At 64.4% G+C, this 14,585-nt stretch carries 14 protein-coding genes; all 14 read right to left on the reverse strand.

Translation table 11 applies throughout. The features are described 5' to 3' along the window. The 14 genes from AC5O5R_RS16115 to AC5O5R_RS16180 all read right to left on the reverse strand — a co-directional run bounded on the left by AC5O5R_RS16115 (position 1) and on the right by AC5O5R_RS16180 (position 14,569). The gene (locus AC5O5R_RS16115; protein ID WP_172223169.1) at positions 1-1,284 is read right to left on the reverse strand and encodes an arsenic transporter; all 1,284 of its coding nucleotides are present in this window, start codon (positions 1,282-1,284) and stop codon (positions 1-3) included. A 21-nt stretch (positions 1,285-1,305) separates the two neighbouring features. Continuing rightward, positions 1,306-1,653 carry a metalloregulator ArsR/SmtB family transcription factor gene (locus AC5O5R_RS16120; protein ID WP_172223164.1) on the reverse strand — a complete coding sequence of 116 codons (348 nt, stop codon included), beginning with the start codon at positions 1,651-1,653 and terminating at the stop codon, positions 1,306-1,308. A gap of 115 nt (positions 1,654-1,768) precedes the next feature. Continuing rightward, positions 1,769-3,133, reverse strand: a complete 1,365-nt coding sequence (locus AC5O5R_RS16125; RefSeq protein ID WP_172223159.1) for a sensor histidine kinase — start codon at positions 3,131-3,133, stop codon at positions 1,769-1,771. Further along, complete coding sequence (locus AC5O5R_RS16130; RefSeq protein ID WP_172223155.1) at positions 3,130-3,792, reverse strand: response regulator; 663 nt, start codon at positions 3,790-3,792, stop codon at positions 3,130-3,132. The genes AC5O5R_RS16125 and AC5O5R_RS16130 overlap by 4 nt, the downstream gene beginning before the upstream one ends. Before the next feature lie 2 nt (positions 3,793-3,794). Beyond that, positions 3,795-4,436, reverse strand: coding sequence for a tetratricopeptide repeat protein (locus AC5O5R_RS16135; protein ID WP_172223151.1), 642 nt, complete (start codon positions 4,434-4,436; stop codon positions 3,795-3,797). Next, positions 4,433-5,239 (reverse strand): SDR family oxidoreductase, encoded by an 807-nt coding sequence (locus tag AC5O5R_RS16140; RefSeq protein WP_172223147.1) that lies wholly within the window; start codon positions 5,237-5,239, stop codon positions 4,433-4,435. Before AC5O5R_RS16140 ends, AC5O5R_RS16135 begins: the two co-directional genes overlap by 4 nt. Further along, the gene (locus AC5O5R_RS16145) at positions 5,226-5,906 is read right to left on the reverse strand and encodes an iron-containing redox enzyme family protein (RefSeq protein ID WP_172223144.1); all 681 of its coding nucleotides are present in this window, start codon (positions 5,904-5,906) and stop codon (positions 5,226-5,228) included. Before AC5O5R_RS16145 ends, AC5O5R_RS16140 begins: the two co-directional genes overlap by 14 nt. 8 nt (positions 5,907-5,914) lie before the next feature. Next, entirely contained in the window at positions 5,915-7,381 is a 1,467-nt protein-coding gene (locus tag AC5O5R_RS16150; RefSeq protein WP_494514533.1) for an AMP-binding protein, read from the reverse strand. Then, a complete protein-coding gene (locus AC5O5R_RS16155; protein WP_494514534.1) occupies positions 7,371-8,048 on the reverse strand; it encodes a thermostable hemolysin in 678 nt (225 codons plus the stop codon). The genes AC5O5R_RS16150 and AC5O5R_RS16155 overlap by 11 nt, the downstream gene beginning before the upstream one ends. A 346-nt stretch (positions 8,049-8,394) precedes the next feature. Then, positions 8,395-9,714, reverse strand: a complete 1,320-nt coding sequence (locus AC5O5R_RS16160; protein WP_172221375.1) for a serine hydrolase domain-containing protein — start codon at positions 9,712-9,714, stop codon at positions 8,395-8,397. A 20-nt stretch (positions 9,715-9,734) separates the two neighbouring features. Continuing rightward, positions 9,735-11,588, reverse strand: coding sequence for a DUF1302 domain-containing protein (locus tag AC5O5R_RS16165; RefSeq protein WP_172221378.1), 1,854 nt, complete (start codon positions 11,586-11,588; stop codon positions 9,735-9,737). A gap of 174 nt (positions 11,589-11,762) precedes the next feature. Next, a complete protein-coding gene (locus tag AC5O5R_RS16170; protein ID WP_172221381.1) occupies positions 11,763-12,947 on the reverse strand; it encodes an acetyl-CoA C-acyltransferase in 1,185 nt (394 codons plus the stop codon). Between the two features lie 21 nt (positions 12,948-12,968). Then, a complete protein-coding gene (locus AC5O5R_RS16175) occupies positions 12,969-13,403 on the reverse strand; it encodes an acyl-CoA thioesterase (RefSeq protein WP_172221384.1) in 435 nt (144 codons plus the stop codon). Between the two features lie 2 nt (positions 13,404-13,405). After that, positions 13,406-14,569: an iron-containing alcohol dehydrogenase gene (locus tag AC5O5R_RS16180; RefSeq protein WP_172221387.1), complete on the reverse strand. Its 1,164-nt coding sequence runs from the start codon at positions 14,567-14,569 to the stop codon at positions 13,406-13,408. Positions 14,570-14,585 lie beyond the last annotated feature (16 nt).

Raw genomic sequence — 14,585 nt, forward strand, 5'->3', positions numbered from 1 at the left:
TCAGAGGCTAAGGCGCAATGCCAGGGCCGAAAGGGTGATCAACAGAACTGGCAGCGTCAGCAGGATGCCGACCTTGAAGTAGTACCCCCAGGTGATGCGCATGCCTTTGCGCTCCAGCACGTGCAGCCAGAGCAGCGTGGCGAGGCTGCCGATGGGGGTGATTTTGGGGCCGAGATCGCAGCCGATGACGTTGGCGTAGATCATCGCTTCACGCACCAGCCCTTGCGCCTCGCTGGCCTGAATCGACAAGGCGCCGACCAGCACGCTGGGCATGTTGTTCATGACCGAAGACAGCAATGCAGCGATCAACCCGGTGCCGATGGCGGCGCTCCACAGCCCTTGCTGCGCAAGGCGATCGAGCAGTTGGGTGAGCATATCGGTGAGACCGGCGTTCTTCAGCCCGTACACCACCAGGTACATGCCTAGAGAGAAGACCACCACCTGCCAGGGCGCTTCGCGCAGGACACGACGGGTTGAGATGCGATGCCCGCGAGCGGCGACGGCAAAGAGGATTGCCGCACAAGTTGCAGCTACCGCACTGATCGGAATACCCAGTGGTTCCAGGGCGAACAGGCCGATCAGCAATACCACCAGTACCCAGCCACCGACGTTGAAGGTCGCGCGGTCATGAATCGCCTCGCTCGGCGGCTTCAGGGCCGCGACTGTGTAATGTCTCGGGATATCACGGCGGAAGAACAGGAACAGCACCAGTAGGGTTGCGGCCACGCTGACGAAATTCACCGGCACCATCACCGAGGCGTATTCGCTGAAGCCGAGCCTGAAATAGTCGGCCGAGACGATGTTCACCAGATTGGAGACTACCAGCGGCAGGCTCGCCGTGTCGGCGATGAAGCCGGCGGCCATGACGAAGGCTAGCGTCGCGGCGGGCGAGAAACGTAGCGCAAGCAGCATCGACATGACGATGGGCGTGAGTATCAGCGCCGCACCATCGTTGGCGAACAGCGCTGACACCGCAGCACCGAGCAGCACGCAGAACGCGAACAATCGATAGCCACTGCCGTTTGCCCAGCGTGCCACGTGCAGCGCGGCCCACTCGAAGAACCCCGCCTCGTCCAGCAGCAGGCTGATGATGATGACGGCGATGAAGGTGGCGGTGGCGTTCCAGACAATGGCCCACACGGTCGGGATGTCATGCAGCGAAACGGCACCCGCCGCCAGGGCTATGAGGGCACCGAGCGCGGCACTCCAGCCAACGCCAAGCCCCTTCGGTTGCCAGATGACCAGGATGAGGGTGAAAACAAAGACGGCGATTGCGACCAGCATGAAGATCTCGCTCGATGTGGGTCAGCAGCAGGCAGCGTCACGGACGGGGCGGCCGTCCATGTTCTGCAACCGAAGCGAGTTGCCTGCCAGCCACTGTGAGTTGGCCTGCAAGGTCATCTGCAGCATTTCATGCACCCAGGCGGGAAGCTCCGGGTTAAGGCGGTAGTACACCCACTGCCCCTGGCGACGATCCAACAGCATGCCATTGCTGCGCAGCTGCGCGAGGTGGCGGCTTATCTTGGGTTGGCTGTCGTTCAGCGCGCACATCAGTTCGCAGACACACAGTTCACCGAGGCTGGCGATCAGCAGGGTGGCGCGAGCACGGGTCTCGTCGGATAGGCTCTTGAACACATCGGGCGGGGTAATCATGGCGGCACCAATACATATGGATAGCCGAATATACGGATTTACATATGTCATGTGCAAGGATTTCTAGAACAATCATCAAACCGTACAGGGCCAGATGCGTGAGAGCGTGGTGGACTCAGTCCACCGGGAGCAGCACCGTGGCGGCTAGCCCACCGCCAGCCCGGTTGTGCAAACGCACGTGGCCACCCAGCCGGTCGACGATGGTCGCTACGATGGACAGTCCAAGGCCTGCACCATTCGGGCTATTACGGCTGTAAAAACGCTCGAATACGCGCGACAGACTCGCTTCATCGATACCCGGCCCCTCGTCCTCGACGACCAGTTCGAAGTGATTGTCCAGGCGCCTGAGTGACACGGTGATGCGGCCAGCGGGCGGTGAGTGCTCCACCGCGTTGGACACCAGGTTCTGCAGGGCAATGCCCAGGGCGCCGGCATCGATCGCCAGGTGATGGTCGCCTTCACCGATGTCCAACGAGGGCTCAAGCCCGCGGTCCAATATCCACGGGGTCAGGTCAGCCAAGGTCTCGGTGACCACGGCGGCCAGGTCGACCTGTGTGCTCGCGCGCTGCCCCAACCTTGGCTCGACACGGGCGAGCGTAAGTAACTGGTTGACCACCCGGGTGAGCCGGTCGACCCCGCCCATCAGAAAGCCCAGCGCCTTTTGCCGCTCGGCATCGCTGCTGGCCTCCAGCGCGTTTTGCGCATGCAGCCGCAGAACGGCCAGGGGTGTACGCATTTCGTGGGCGGCATCGGCAATGAACCGATGCTCACGCCGCAACAAGTCCTCGATCTGCGCCAGCAAGCGGTTGATGGCGGCCTGCATGGGCTCTAGCTCCGAGGGCAGCGGCACCAACTGCAGCGGCTCCAGCGAATCGGCGTGACGCCCACGGATGACGTTGGCCATGTTCTGCAACGGCCGCAATCCCCAGCCGATAGCGGCCCAAACCAGCAGTGCCAAGGCCAGGCTGCCGAGCAGAAACGGGAACAGGGTGTGCCGAACGATGCGGTCGATAAGGTCGTAGCGCACATCGTCGCGCTCGCCTACCCAGATCACCCAATGCCGTTCCGGTACCGGCAGCACAAAGCCGCGCCACTGCTTGCCACCACTGGATAAATCGTAAAACCCGGGGGCCGTCGGTGGAGGGTCGATGCTCGGCGCACTGGGTGTGTGCACTATCAGGCCAGCGCCGTCCTGCCAGACCTGGAAGGCCAACTTGCTCTCGTAGGGGTGGCCTACCCGATGGTGACCCGCCTGTGCCAATGCCACGTTGAATGCCTGGTACATCGCTTCACGCGAGCCACTTTGCACCGGCAGGCTCATGACGCCTTGCAGCAAGCGAGCGTTCTGGGCCAGGTGCGCGTCGTACACTTCGTTAATTTCATGACGGCTGTCGTGATAGTTATAGAGTGCCAGCAGGCCGGAACCCAGCAGCAGCAACAGCATCACCCGCCACAGGGTGCGCTGGCGCAGCGAGCTCATGCCTTGGCCTCGACCAGGTAACCAATGCCACGCACCGTGCGAATGAGGCCGTTGAACAGCTTCTTGCGCAGGTGGTAGATATTCACCTCCAACGTATTGCTCTCGGGCTCCTCATCCCAGCCATACAGCAACTGGGTCAGGCGTTCACGGGTGAAAACCTTGCCGGGTTGCGCCAGCAACTCATGCAGCAGCACGTACTCCTTCGGGGTCAGTACCACTTCAACGCCGTGGTAGTGAACCTGCTGGGTGGCCGGGTCGAGGCTGACCCCGGCATGTTCGATCAACACCTTGGCGCGCCCGGCGCTGCGGCGCAGCAAAGCCCTGAGGCGCGCCTTCAACTCGTTGAGGTCGAACGGCTTGACCAGATAGTCGTCGGCACCTGCATCCAGGCCGGTGATGCGATCGTCGAGGGCATCCCGTGCGGTGAGGATCAGCACCGGCAGGCTGTCGCCGCCGGCGCGTACCCGCCGCAGCAGTTCAATGCCATCCATGCGGGGCAATCCCAGATCCAGGATCACCAGGTCGAAGGTCTCGTGCTGCAACGCATGCAAGCCACTGACACCGTCCCGCAACCAGTCGAGGGTATAGCCCTGCTGGCGCAAGCCGTCACAGATCCCTTCGCCAAGCGCGATGTCATCCTCAACCAGCAATAGCCGCATGTTCAGTCCTGTTTGTCCTTGATCGCCTTGAGTAAAGCATCGATATCGGCCCGGCGGCCCTGGTCAGCCAGCTCGCGCCCCGGCCGGGGCGGTGCCTGCAAAGCCTTTTGCAGGGCTGCGGTAGCCTCCGGGTAGCGCTTCTGCCGATACAGATGATCAGCCCAGAAATAGTTGCTGTCGATACCGTTGGGGTTGATCTGCAAGGCTTTGCGCAGCATCTTGTCGGCCATCTCGGTATCACCGAAACCAATCGGCCAGCCGGGCACTTGATCGTACAACGTGCCCAGGCTGGTATAGGCGGAGCCCTGCAGGGCGTTGGGGTCCAGCTTCATGGCCTGCTCCAGGCTTGCCCTCGCCGCCTTGACCTTGCCCAGTGCCCCAAGGCCACCGGTGGCGCCCGCCCAACTGCTGTTGATGATGCCATCCCAGATCAGTGGCTCAGCTGTGCCGGGGTATTGATGCACGAATGCCGCCGCGTCACCCGCCAGTTGTTCGAAGGCGTCGGCGCGCTTGTCCTTGGGTAACTGGTACTGGATCTGTGCCCAGCGCTGCTGCAGCTCGCTCAGGTGCTGCGTACCTGCCTGGTCCAATGCCCAGGTAACGGGGGCGAAGGCCAGCAAGCTGGCAATAAGCAGTCGCTTCATTTGATCGATTCCTTGGAGTGGCTACCGATGTAGCGGCGGATGACAGGCAGTTGTTTGCGCAGTGCTCGATCGACCACCCCCGGCAACATGCCGTTGATGCGCACGAAGAGCTTTTCCGGCCAGCCCAGGTACAGTTCGCTGCGTTCTGACTGCACCGCCTCGAGCACTGCACGGGCGACATCCGCCGGGTCGTCCATGCCGACCTTCAACGCCTGATTGAGCGCTGTTGCAGCGCTGCTGTTCATCGCCGTACGCGTCGCCCGGGGCGCTGCATAGAGCACATTCACCGTGGTATCGGCCAGCTCGCGGCGAAGCGCTTCCGAGAAGCCGCGCAGCGCGAACTTGCTGGCGCAGTAGGTGGCATAGCCGGGATAGCCGATCGAGCCATAGGTGGAGCCGACATTGACCACCAATGCCCTGGGCTGGGCGCGCAGCAACGGCAGGCAGGCGCGCGTCAGTTGCACAGGGGCCTTCAGGTTGATGTCCAGCAACTCGTCGAGTGCGTGCTCGTCCAGTTGGTCGAGCAAGGCGAAGCGGTTTACCCCGGCAGCGTTGATCAGCACATTTACGCCACCCATTTCGCGAGCCCGACCGACAACCTGCTCGCGCCCTTCCCGGGTACGCAGGTCGGCGGTCTGCCAACGCAGACGGTCCGGGTAACGGTTCATCAGGCCGGCCAGCTTGCCCATGTGCCGGCTGACCGCCAGCACCCGGGCACCCGCCGCGCACAGTTGTTCGGCCAGCTCCAGGCCGATGCCACCACTGGCACCGGTAAGAATCACCACGGACTCAGGCAAACGCATGGCGCACCTCGTGCTGCCCGGCGCGTGGCAGGCCTTGGAACATCTCGGTGTACAGACGGTAGACGATCCTGGCAGCGTGAATGACGGCTAGCTGGTCACTCTCATCATCGAGGCGGTCCATCAGCTGTTTATAGGTCACCATGTGGTCCTGGTCGAGCGCACCATGGGAGCTGAGGTAGCTGAAGGCCTGCTCAGGCAGGGCAAGCGTACTTTGGATAGCGCCCGCAGCCTGGGTAGCCAAGGCGATGCTGGTGCCTTCGAGCACATTGACCATGCCAAACAGCCCTACCGGGTTGCCACGGGCGATCAAGTCGTAAAGGTAGGCGACCATCAGCTCGATCGATTGCGCTGGCCGACCGTCACGTACGGCCTCCCAGTTGCCGCCGCAGGCCTTGATGTCGTTGAGGATCCACTGCTCGTGGCCGTACTCCTCCTCTATGTATTCGCACACGGCACCGCGCAGCCACTCCAGGCGCGACGGCAGACGCGCGCCACACGCCATCATCAGCGGGACGGTGTGGCGCACATGGTGATAGGCCTGGGTGAGGAAGGCGATGTAGCTGTCCAGGCTGACCTGGCCGACCAGCGCGTCCCGTATGACCGGCACGGCGAACAACGCGTGACGTTCCTGGGTAGTTTGTGTTTGCAGAGTGTCGAAAAAGGACATGGTCAACCTCACAGCGAAATGTCGGATAACAGGGTGTGATAGCGCTGCAGGATCGCCTCGCGTCGCGGGCGGCCGTTGGCAGTCAAGGTTTCGTCACGGTCGCTCAATGGCGCGGGAAGACGGCGCCAGGTATGCACCCGGGCGTAATCGGGCAATTGCGCGTTGCTGTTTTGTACGGCCTGTTCGATGGCCTCATCGCTGGCCGTGGGGTCCAGTGGCCAGAGCAGTGCCAGGTTGCGCGGCAGGCCTTCGCCATGCACGAACGCCTGGGCAATCACGCCGCCTTGGGTGAGCTCGGACTCTACCCATTCCGGGTTGACGTTACGCCCGAAACTGGTGATGAACTGGTGCTTCTTGCGTCCGTCCAGGTAGAGGTAACCCTCTTCGTCGAGGTGACCCAGGTCACCCGTTGCCCACCACTTGTCGCTGACAGGTGTGTCCCCCAGGTAGCCCAGCAAGGTCGAGCCGGCCACAAGCACCTCGCCATCACCCGAGATGCGCACCTGCACATGGGGCAACGGCTTGCCAACGCTGCCAGCGCGCACAGCCCCTGGGCGGTTCAGCGCCACCACCGAGGCGCACTCGGACAGCCCGTAACCCTCGAACACCGGCAAGCCCACCGCCTCGGCCCGGGCCAGCAGGCTGGGGGATACGCGAGCGCCACCCACCGCCACGAACCGCAGCGGACCCACACGCATGAGCCCGCGCTCGATGGCAGTGACCAACCCCATCAGCAACTGCGGCACAAGGATCAGGCTGTGCGCGCCACTGAGCGCAATTGCCGCCAGCAAGCGCGTGAAATCCACCTGGCTTGCCCCGCCCATGCCCAGCTGTTGCTGCGGGTAGAGCTGGACGCAGGCGCCCGCAATGAGCGCGGCGTAAACGCCCAGGTTCTCCAGCAAGACACCCAGCGGCAGTACCGCCAGGTAATGCTGCGGCTCGGCGGGCCGGCTGGCAGCCTCCAGTTCACGCGCCACCCGCAGCATGGTCTCAGCCCCCAGGCACACGCCTTTGGGTGCCCCGGTGCTGCCAGAGGTATAGGTGATCTTTGCCGTGCCCGCCGGCATCGCAATGGCGCCGTGCGCTCGCCTCCAGAAGTCCCCTGGCTGATGCTGGGCAAAGCCTTGCTCGAGTAGCTGAGCCGTCCATGGTTGTTGGCACAGAACAATCGTGGCACCACTCTGCCTCAGGCAATGTCGGAACTGAGCCGCGCTGAAGAACGACGGTACGATCACACAAGGGCGCTCGACGAACAGTGCCGCCAGGTCCCAGAACAGCACTTCAGGCCCGTTATCCAGTACCACCACGAACGCGCCCGGTGGTTCACTCTGCAAACGGGCGATACGGGACTCAACCTCGTCGAGAAGCCCCCTGTAAGTGAAACGCTGAACCGGGCCCTGCACAGCTACATCATCAGGTCTGTGCTCGGCATGCTGGAGCAGTAAAGCCCGAAAGGCGCTCGGTTCATGCGGCATGACCGGCCTCCGGGGCCAAGCAGGGAAACCCAAGGCGTTGGAACACCCCCCCGCGGGTCAGGGCATCGAAGCCAACGCCGATGCTGCCGGCGAATACCTGAGGACGTTGATCGTAGTAGCTACCCCATTGGTCCATCTGGCCCTGTAGACGTTCTGGGTCGGCCGCGGCCAATACCGTGGGCATCAGTCCCAGCCGCCGGAAACTGTTGATCAGCGTCGCCGCGCCTGTGAATGTGACCCACTCAAGACCGCGCATAGCTAACAGCCACGTCACGGCAATGATCATGATCCGCGCGCTGCCGGCGCTGAGTGACGCCAGGTTGCCCACCTCAACCATGCATGCTCGGTCCCGAGAAACGCCTGCAACCCGAGAGATGGCAGCCTCTATTGGCTCATCCAGATATCGCTCAAGGAACAGCGGACCTTCACTCGCCGGTCGCATGCCGGCGGCGGCGATCAGTCGACTATGGCTGTCATGTAAGGCCAGCAGCTCTGGCAAGTAATGCTGCACATCTGCCTGATGCACGCTGGCAAAGCACTGGTGGATGAAATGCTGCAAGTCTTCACGTGCAGGATCACCTGCCACATGGAGCGTCAGGTGAGCGTGATGGTCGGCATGGCTGCCGATGGGTAGCGGGAGCAGATTGCTCCAGTGAGGCTGGGTCATGAAACTCCCCCCGGTTTGGGTTCGACGGAGGGATTATCGGGGTCGAATCTGAATGGAATCTGAAGTCGAACAGCCTAGGGCGTTTGTGACCACGGAACGCCGGGTGGAATGCACGCATTACCCTGCAAGGGCGGCGCATGGGCTGAACGTCCGCCAAGGGTCGAACGCTGCCGGTCACGCCCCTTGGCGGACATCTGTAACCGGGGCCGCGTCGCGGCCCATCGCCGGCAAGCGCGGCTCCCACAGGTACAGCGCATGCCTGAAGGCTGGCGATATTCCTGTGGGAGCCGGCTTGCCGGCGATGAGGCCGGTACTGACTACAGAGCTTTGGATCAGCTGTTGCAAATCAACCCGGCAGTGCCGCCAACACCGCACCCACCATGCGATTGAACGTAGCCGGCGAGTCCACGATGCGCGCGGGGGCGTTTGCCTCGCCGTCAGCACGCGTGGCGCGACGGCCCTGGTCGGCGGTGGCCGAGAGCTTGACGATCACCAGTTCGCGACGGGGGTTGATGTAGATTTTCTGCCCGAAGCGCCCGCTGGCCTCGACGGAACCTTCACCGTCATTTTTTTGGTACCAGTAATTGCGGTAGCCGTAGCCAGGGCGCCCAGGGCCGAGGCTGCCTTGGGCGAACACTGCCGGGTCCGCAGGCTGGAAAGTGCTGTGCACCGCCTGGTTGAAACTGTCGCCCTTGGCATCGCGGGCCAGTTCGCGGCGTACCAGTTCGGCAAAGCGGGCGGTGTCGCGCAAGTTGCAGCTGATGCCGCCGCTGGCCATTTCGGTACCGAGCGGGTCGACTTGCACATAGGCATCGTCCTCGGCGAAGCGTGACCACAAACGCTGCTCGACCAACTGCGCCCAGTTCAGCCCGGTGATACGCCGCAACGCCCAGGCCAGCGCTTCCGGCGATCCGTTCTGGTAGAAGAACGGCGCCTGGCCAGCGGGGTTCGGCGCCTGCAGTACCTGCCGCAGGAAGCTGTAGATATCCCCTGGCATGCCCTCGCCCCGCGGGATCAGGCCGGTGGCGGCAAACAGGCCGAGGTCCGGCGGCATCTGCGCGGGGTACTGCACCGCCACCTGCATATCCAGGTTGGCCTGCACCGTCGCCTCGCCAAACGGCGTGCCGCGCAGTTCCGGCACGTAATGCGCCAGCGTACGTTGCGGGTCGAGCGCACCTTCAGCGATCAGCTGTGCGGCGATCAGGCCGGTGACAGACTTGGTCATCGACGCCCAGATGTGGGGCTGACCGGGTTGGAAGCCGTCCATATAACGCTCGAACACCACCTTGCCCCGGTGGAGCACGATCAGCCCGTCGGTGCTGGTTTGCTGCAGGTAGCCGGCCAAGGTCAACGGCTGGTCGCCGGCGCTGAAGGCCAGTTGGTCAAGCGCCGCCGCGCGGCCTTCGGTCAACGCCAGCGGTGTGGCTGCGCGGCCGATACTCCGGGTGGGTGACACCTCGCGGGCGTGGCGCATCGACCAGCGCAAGTACGGTGGCTGAAAGGCGTTGGCCTGGTTGACCCGCAACTCCGGCGCCGGAGGGAACCCCTCCATCACACCTTGCCCGGTCGGTGCACCGACCGCCAGGGTTGGGGCCAGGGCACCGGCCAGCACCAGGGCGATACCCGTCAGGTTGGCGGATGAAGGGTGCATGCTGCGCTTGGACATGGTCGTGCTCCTTGGTTGCACTAGAAGTTGGCGCCCACGCTGAACGCCACATAATCGCGGTCGCCGCGGGTGCCGTAATCGCCGTCGAGGTAATCGGTATAGGCCAGGCTGGCCCAGTACTGGCTGGCCAGGCTGAGGTCCACGCCCACGCTGATCGAGCGCGAGCCTTCGTTGAAGCCCGAGCTGTCCGCCGGTGAGTAACCCTTGACGTCATGGGCCCAGGCCAGGCCTGGGCGAATGTCCAGGCCTTGGATCAGGTTGGGGTAGCTCCAGGTCGCGCGCAGGCGGTAGCCCCAGGAAAAGGGTGTGACAAAGCCCTCGTCGTTGCAGTCGCCCGGGCTTTTCGAGATCGCCAGGCACAGGCTGTTGTCGGCCAGCTCGCCGTTGCCATAGGCACCGGAGCGGCCATACCGCGGCCCGAAACGCCCCTCCAGCCCGCCGACATAGGTGGCGCCCACTTCGCCCATCAGCAGAAGCTGGTTAGCGCCCATGACCTGGCTGAACGCCTGCACGGCCGATATCTGGGCCTGGGTCACCTCCTTGCGCCGGTAACCGTCGAAGGGTGTGTTGTCTGTCGCAGGGCGCAGGCCGTCGGCGTTGAGCGGGCTGCGGCCAGGGGCATTGAGCAATGACTGCAGCAGATCGTTGCCGTTGAGCTGCACCGGCATGTTCGGCCGGTAGCTCAGTTCGCCCTGCACGGCGGCACCGTTGCGCAGAGTGGTGGCGAAGGTCAGGCCGTACAGGCGGATGTCTTCGGGGTATTGCGCCCGGTACTGCGAGGTGCCCATGCGCAGCGCGCCGGCCAGGGTCTGCCCGTTGCTGGACGCCAGAAAGGCACCGCAATTGGCCAGCGCCACACCGACGTTGCCGCACAGTTCACGGGCAAAGCCCGAATTGGCGTAATAGCGGCTGCTGACAGTACCCAGGTACGGCGAGCGGCTGTGGTAATTGGCGGCGAAAAGGCCAAACTCGGTATCCAGTGGTTCAACGTACCAGTGCAGCGAAAAACCCCATTGGCCACCGTTGCGTGCATCCTGGTCGGCGCCCCGAGGCACGCGCACGCCCTCCTCCGTCAGCGTCACACCAAACGGGGCCAGGGCCGGCGACACAGCCGGGTTGGTCACCATCTGCCCGCCGACATCCAGCCCCTGGCAGCCTTCGGGCATGAAGTCGTTGGCGGAAAAGAACGTTGCGCAGTTTTCCAGTCGGGTCTGCTCCCAGTCCAGCTGGTAGAAGGCATCGAAAGACAGCGCCTGGTTGAGGTTCTGCGTGACATACAGCAGGTTGACCGGCGCCAGGGCGTCTTTCACTTCCGAGCCTGGCCGGCGCAGCGCAGCCTGGTTGAAGGGGTTGATCACGTTCAGCCCGCCCTGGATGAACAGGCTTTCCCCCCAGTTGACCACCTGTTTGCCCACCCGCAGCGAACCGGGCTCACCGCCAATGTCGTAGAGGCCATAGGCGAACGCATCGAGCAGCTCCGCCCCGGCGGTTTTCGCCGAAACCTGGCGGTTGCGGTCGTCGATGTCGACGGCCCGCTGGCTGTGGTCGCGCTGCGCGGTGTCATACCAGTAGGTGCCACGCAGGAAGACACCCACGTTATCGCGGTGCAGCTCCAGGTCATGGGTGCCTTTGAACATCGCCGAAAACACATCGCCCGAGCGGTAGTTGCGCCGCGCGTCGTTGCCATTGGCAGCCTGCAACTGCTGTTTGTCGGGGTTGGCAGTGCTGACGGCGGTACTCAATGACAGCGCCGAGTCGAAACGCCCTTGCAGCGAGCCAACGTTGAATTGAACGCCCGCAACCGGGGTGGCGAGCAGGCAGCACAGGGCCGCCAGCGGCGCCTGGCGCCGGCAGAATAGGAGGGTTGCGCTCACTCTTAACCTCTTGTTGTTTTATTAGAGAGGGAAATGATGGGTTCAGCGCGGACGCGCCGGCCGCCCAGGCCGGCGGTGTCGGTGACGAGCAGTATCAGGCAGGTTTGATTACGCTCACAAATAGCGTCTTCGGATCAATGCCATGCCGGTTCGTTATGGCTCCAAGGCGGTGCTTCAGAGCACTTCGAACAAGCCTGCCGCGCCCATCCCCCCGCCCACGCACATGCTCACCACCACGTAGCGAACCTTGCGCCGGCGGCCTTCGAGCAACGCATGCCCGACCATGCGCGCACCGCTCATGCCATAGGGGTGGCCGATGGCGATGGCGCCCCCGTTGACATTGAGCCGCGCCGGGTCGATGCCCAGGTGTTCGGCGCAATAGAGCACCTGGCAGGCGAATGCCTCGTTGATCTCCCACAAGCCGATGTCCTCGATCCGCAACGCGTGGCGCGCCAACAGGCGCGGTATCGCCAGCACCGGGCCGATGCCCATTTCCTCCGGGGCCAGGCCCACCACCGCCATGCCCCGGTACAGCCCCAGCGGCTGGCAGCCTGCGCGTGCCGCCCGGGCACCGCTCATCAGCACACAGGCGCTGGCACCATCGGACAACTGGCTGGCATTGCCCGCAGTCACGCAGCCGCCCTCGATCACCGGTTGCAGTGCCTCAAGGTCCGCCAGCCGGGTGTGCGGGCGGTTACCTTCGTCCTGGCTCAGGTGCACGCGCTCGTGGGACTGGACGCCAGTGGCCTTGTCGACGACCTTGCGCTGCGCCGTGACTGCCACGATTTCATCAGCGAACAGCCCGGCCGCCTGCGCTGCCGCTGTGCGCTGCTGCGACAGCAAGGCGTAACGGTCCTGGGCGTGGCGGTCGATACCATAGCGTTTGGCGACGTGCTCGGCCGTGTGCAGCATGGGCATGTAGGCGTGCTCGCACAGGCGCCGCACCGTGGCGTCCTGGGCAGCATTGGCAGCCTGCATGTGCGCGTGCTGCACCAGGCTGATCTGCTCCTGCCCGGCCCCGACCACCACCTGCATGCCCTCGCCGCGGATCTGCTGAGCGCCGATGGCAATGGCCATCAGCCCTGAAGCGCATTGGCGGTCGATGGTCTGCCCGGCCACCGACTGCGGCAAGCCAGCCGCCAGGGCCGACAAGCGCGCCGGGTTGATGGCGGCGGTCCCGCTTTGCATGGCGGTGCCCAGCACCAGGTCCTCGACTTCGTCCGGTTCCACGCCGGCGCGCTCGACGGCGGCGCGGATGGCAATGGCGCTCATGCTGGGGGTGGTGAGGTCGTTGAACGCGCCGCGCCAAGCCTTGGCGATGGGCGTGCGCGCGGTGGATACGATGACGGCGTCTTGCATGAAACGGCTCTCCTTGGGCAGTTACACCGGCAGCAGGCTTTCGTAGGCGCTGCGCAATTTGGCGGGAATAGTGACCGGGCGGTTGTTCAGGCGATCGACGAACACATGAGTGAAACGGCCAGCGGCGCAGGCCTCGGGCTCGCCCTCGACGAACACGGCCAGGGCGTAGTGCACCGAACTGTTGCCCAACCGTTCGACGGCGATGCCCACCTCGATGCGTTGCGGGAAGGCGACGGCGGCAAAATAGTCGCAGGCAGACCCGGCCACGTAGGCCACCACCGGGTCGTGGTGGATATCAAGGCCGGCGTGCTCGATCAGCCAGGTATTCACGGCACTGTCGAAAAACCCGTAATAAACGACGTTGTTCACATGCCCATACAGGTCGTTGTCGTGCCAGCGCGTGGTGATCGGCTGGAAGTAGCGGTAGGCGCCGCGCAGCGGGCGTTCCCTGGCCATGTTCAAAACGCCGCCTGATAGAGGGCCAATGCGTCGTCGAGGGTGACCTTGCGCGGGTTGTTGACCAGCAACCGTTGCTGTTGCAGGGCATCCTCGGCCAGCAATGGCAGGCTGTGCCGCGGCACCCCGACATCTCGCAGCCGGCTGGGCAGGCCGCAGCGTGGCGCCAGCTGCTCCAGCTCATCGATGAACTGGTTACACAGATCATGCGGGTCGCCAGGCACCAGCCGATCGCCCAGCAGTGCCGGGGCCAGCGCGGCATAGTCGGCGAACGCTTCGCGACGGTTGAAGCGCATCACGTGGGGCAGCACCAGCGCATTGGCCAGCCCGTGCGGCACGTGGTAACGCGCACCCAACGGGTAGGCCAGCGCATGCACCGCCGCCACTGGCGCGTTGGCAAACGCCTGCCCGGCCAGGCAGGCGCCCAGCAGCATGGCCTGGCGCGCCGCCAGGTTGCCACCGTTGTGCACCGCCTGGTCGAGGTTGCCGGCCAGCAGCGCCAGCGCCTCACGGGCCAACAGGCTGGACAGCGGGTTGCGCTTGTACTGGCTGGTGGTGGCCTCGATGGCATGGACCATGGCATCGATCCCTGTAGCGGCGGTGATCGCCGGGGGCAGGCCCAGGGTGCGCTCGGCGTCGAGCAACGCCAGGTCGGGCAGCAACAGGGGGGAAATCACCGCCATCTTGGCCGCCTCGCCGGTGGTGACCACGGCCACGGGTGTGACCTCCGACCCCGTCCCGGCGGTGGTCGGCACCTGGATCAGCGGCAGGCGCTGGCCTTTGGCCTGGTCGATGCCGTAGACCGCCTCCAGGGTCTGATCACAGGCCGGGTGCGCCAGCAGCGCCACCAGCTTGGCGACATCCATGGAGCTGCCGCCACCGAAGCCGACGATCAGCTCGGCGCCGATATGCCGCGCCCGAGCGACGGCCGACAGCACGCAGGCATGGCTGGGGTCGGCGCTGACCTCGCTGAAGATCGCCACGCTCAGGCGGGCCTGGGTGAACCCTGGCAGCAAGTCATCGAGCATGCCCAGGTTGACGATACCCGGGTCGGTCACGATCAGCACGCGGCGCACGCTGCGTTGCTGGCACAACTGCGCCAGACGCCCGGCGGCACCGGGTTCGCACAACAGATGGGGAGTGGTGGCAAAACTGAAAGGCTGCATGCTCATGTTCCTCTTG

The sequence above is a fragment of the Pseudomonas sp. 8_5_2 genome (assembly GCF_059295255.1).

Coding starts and splice junctions, on each gene's coding strand:
- AC5O5R_RS16115 (WP_172223169.1), bottom strand. CDS start 1,284: ATGCTGGTCGCAATCGCCGTCTTTGTTTTCACCCTCATCCTGGTCATC.
- AC5O5R_RS16120 (WP_172223164.1), bottom strand. CDS start 1,653: ATGATTACCCCGCCCGATGTGTTCAAGAGCCTATCCGACGAGACCCGT.
- AC5O5R_RS16125 (WP_172223159.1), bottom strand. CDS start 3,133: ATGAGCTCGCTGCGCCAGCGCACCCTGTGGCGGGTGATGCTGTTGCTG.
- AC5O5R_RS16130 (WP_172223155.1), bottom strand. CDS start 3,792: ATGCGGCTATTGCTGGTTGAGGATGACATCGCGCTTGGCGAAGGGATC.
- AC5O5R_RS16135 (WP_172223151.1), bottom strand. CDS start 4,436: ATGAAGCGACTGCTTATTGCCAGCTTGCTGGCCTTCGCCCCCGTTACC.
- AC5O5R_RS16140 (WP_172223147.1), bottom strand. CDS start 5,239: ATGCGTTTGCCTGAGTCCGTGGTGATTCTTACCGGTGCCAGTGGTGGC.
- AC5O5R_RS16145 (WP_172223144.1), bottom strand. CDS start 5,906: ATGTCCTTTTTCGACACTCTGCAAACACAAACTACCCAGGAACGTCAC.
- AC5O5R_RS16150 (WP_494514533.1), bottom strand. CDS start 7,381: ATGCCGCATGAACCGAGCGCCTTTCGGGCTTTACTGCTCCAGCATGCC.
- AC5O5R_RS16155 (WP_494514534.1), bottom strand. CDS start 8,048: ATGACCCAGCCTCACTGGAGCAATCTGCTCCCGCTACCCATCGGCAGC.
- AC5O5R_RS16160 (WP_172221375.1), bottom strand. CDS start 9,714: ATGTCCAAGCGCAGCATGCACCCTTCATCCGCCAACCTGACGGGTATC.
- AC5O5R_RS16170 (WP_172221381.1), bottom strand. CDS start 12,947: ATGCAAGACGCCGTCATCGTATCCACCGCGCGCACGCCCATCGCCAAG.
- AC5O5R_RS16175 (WP_172221384.1), bottom strand. CDS start 13,403: ATGGCCAGGGAACGCCCGCTGCGCGGCGCCTACCGCTACTTCCAGCCG.
- AC5O5R_RS16180 (WP_172221387.1), bottom strand. CDS start 14,569: ATGCAGCCTTTCAGTTTTGCCACCACTCCCCATCTGTTGTGCGAACCC.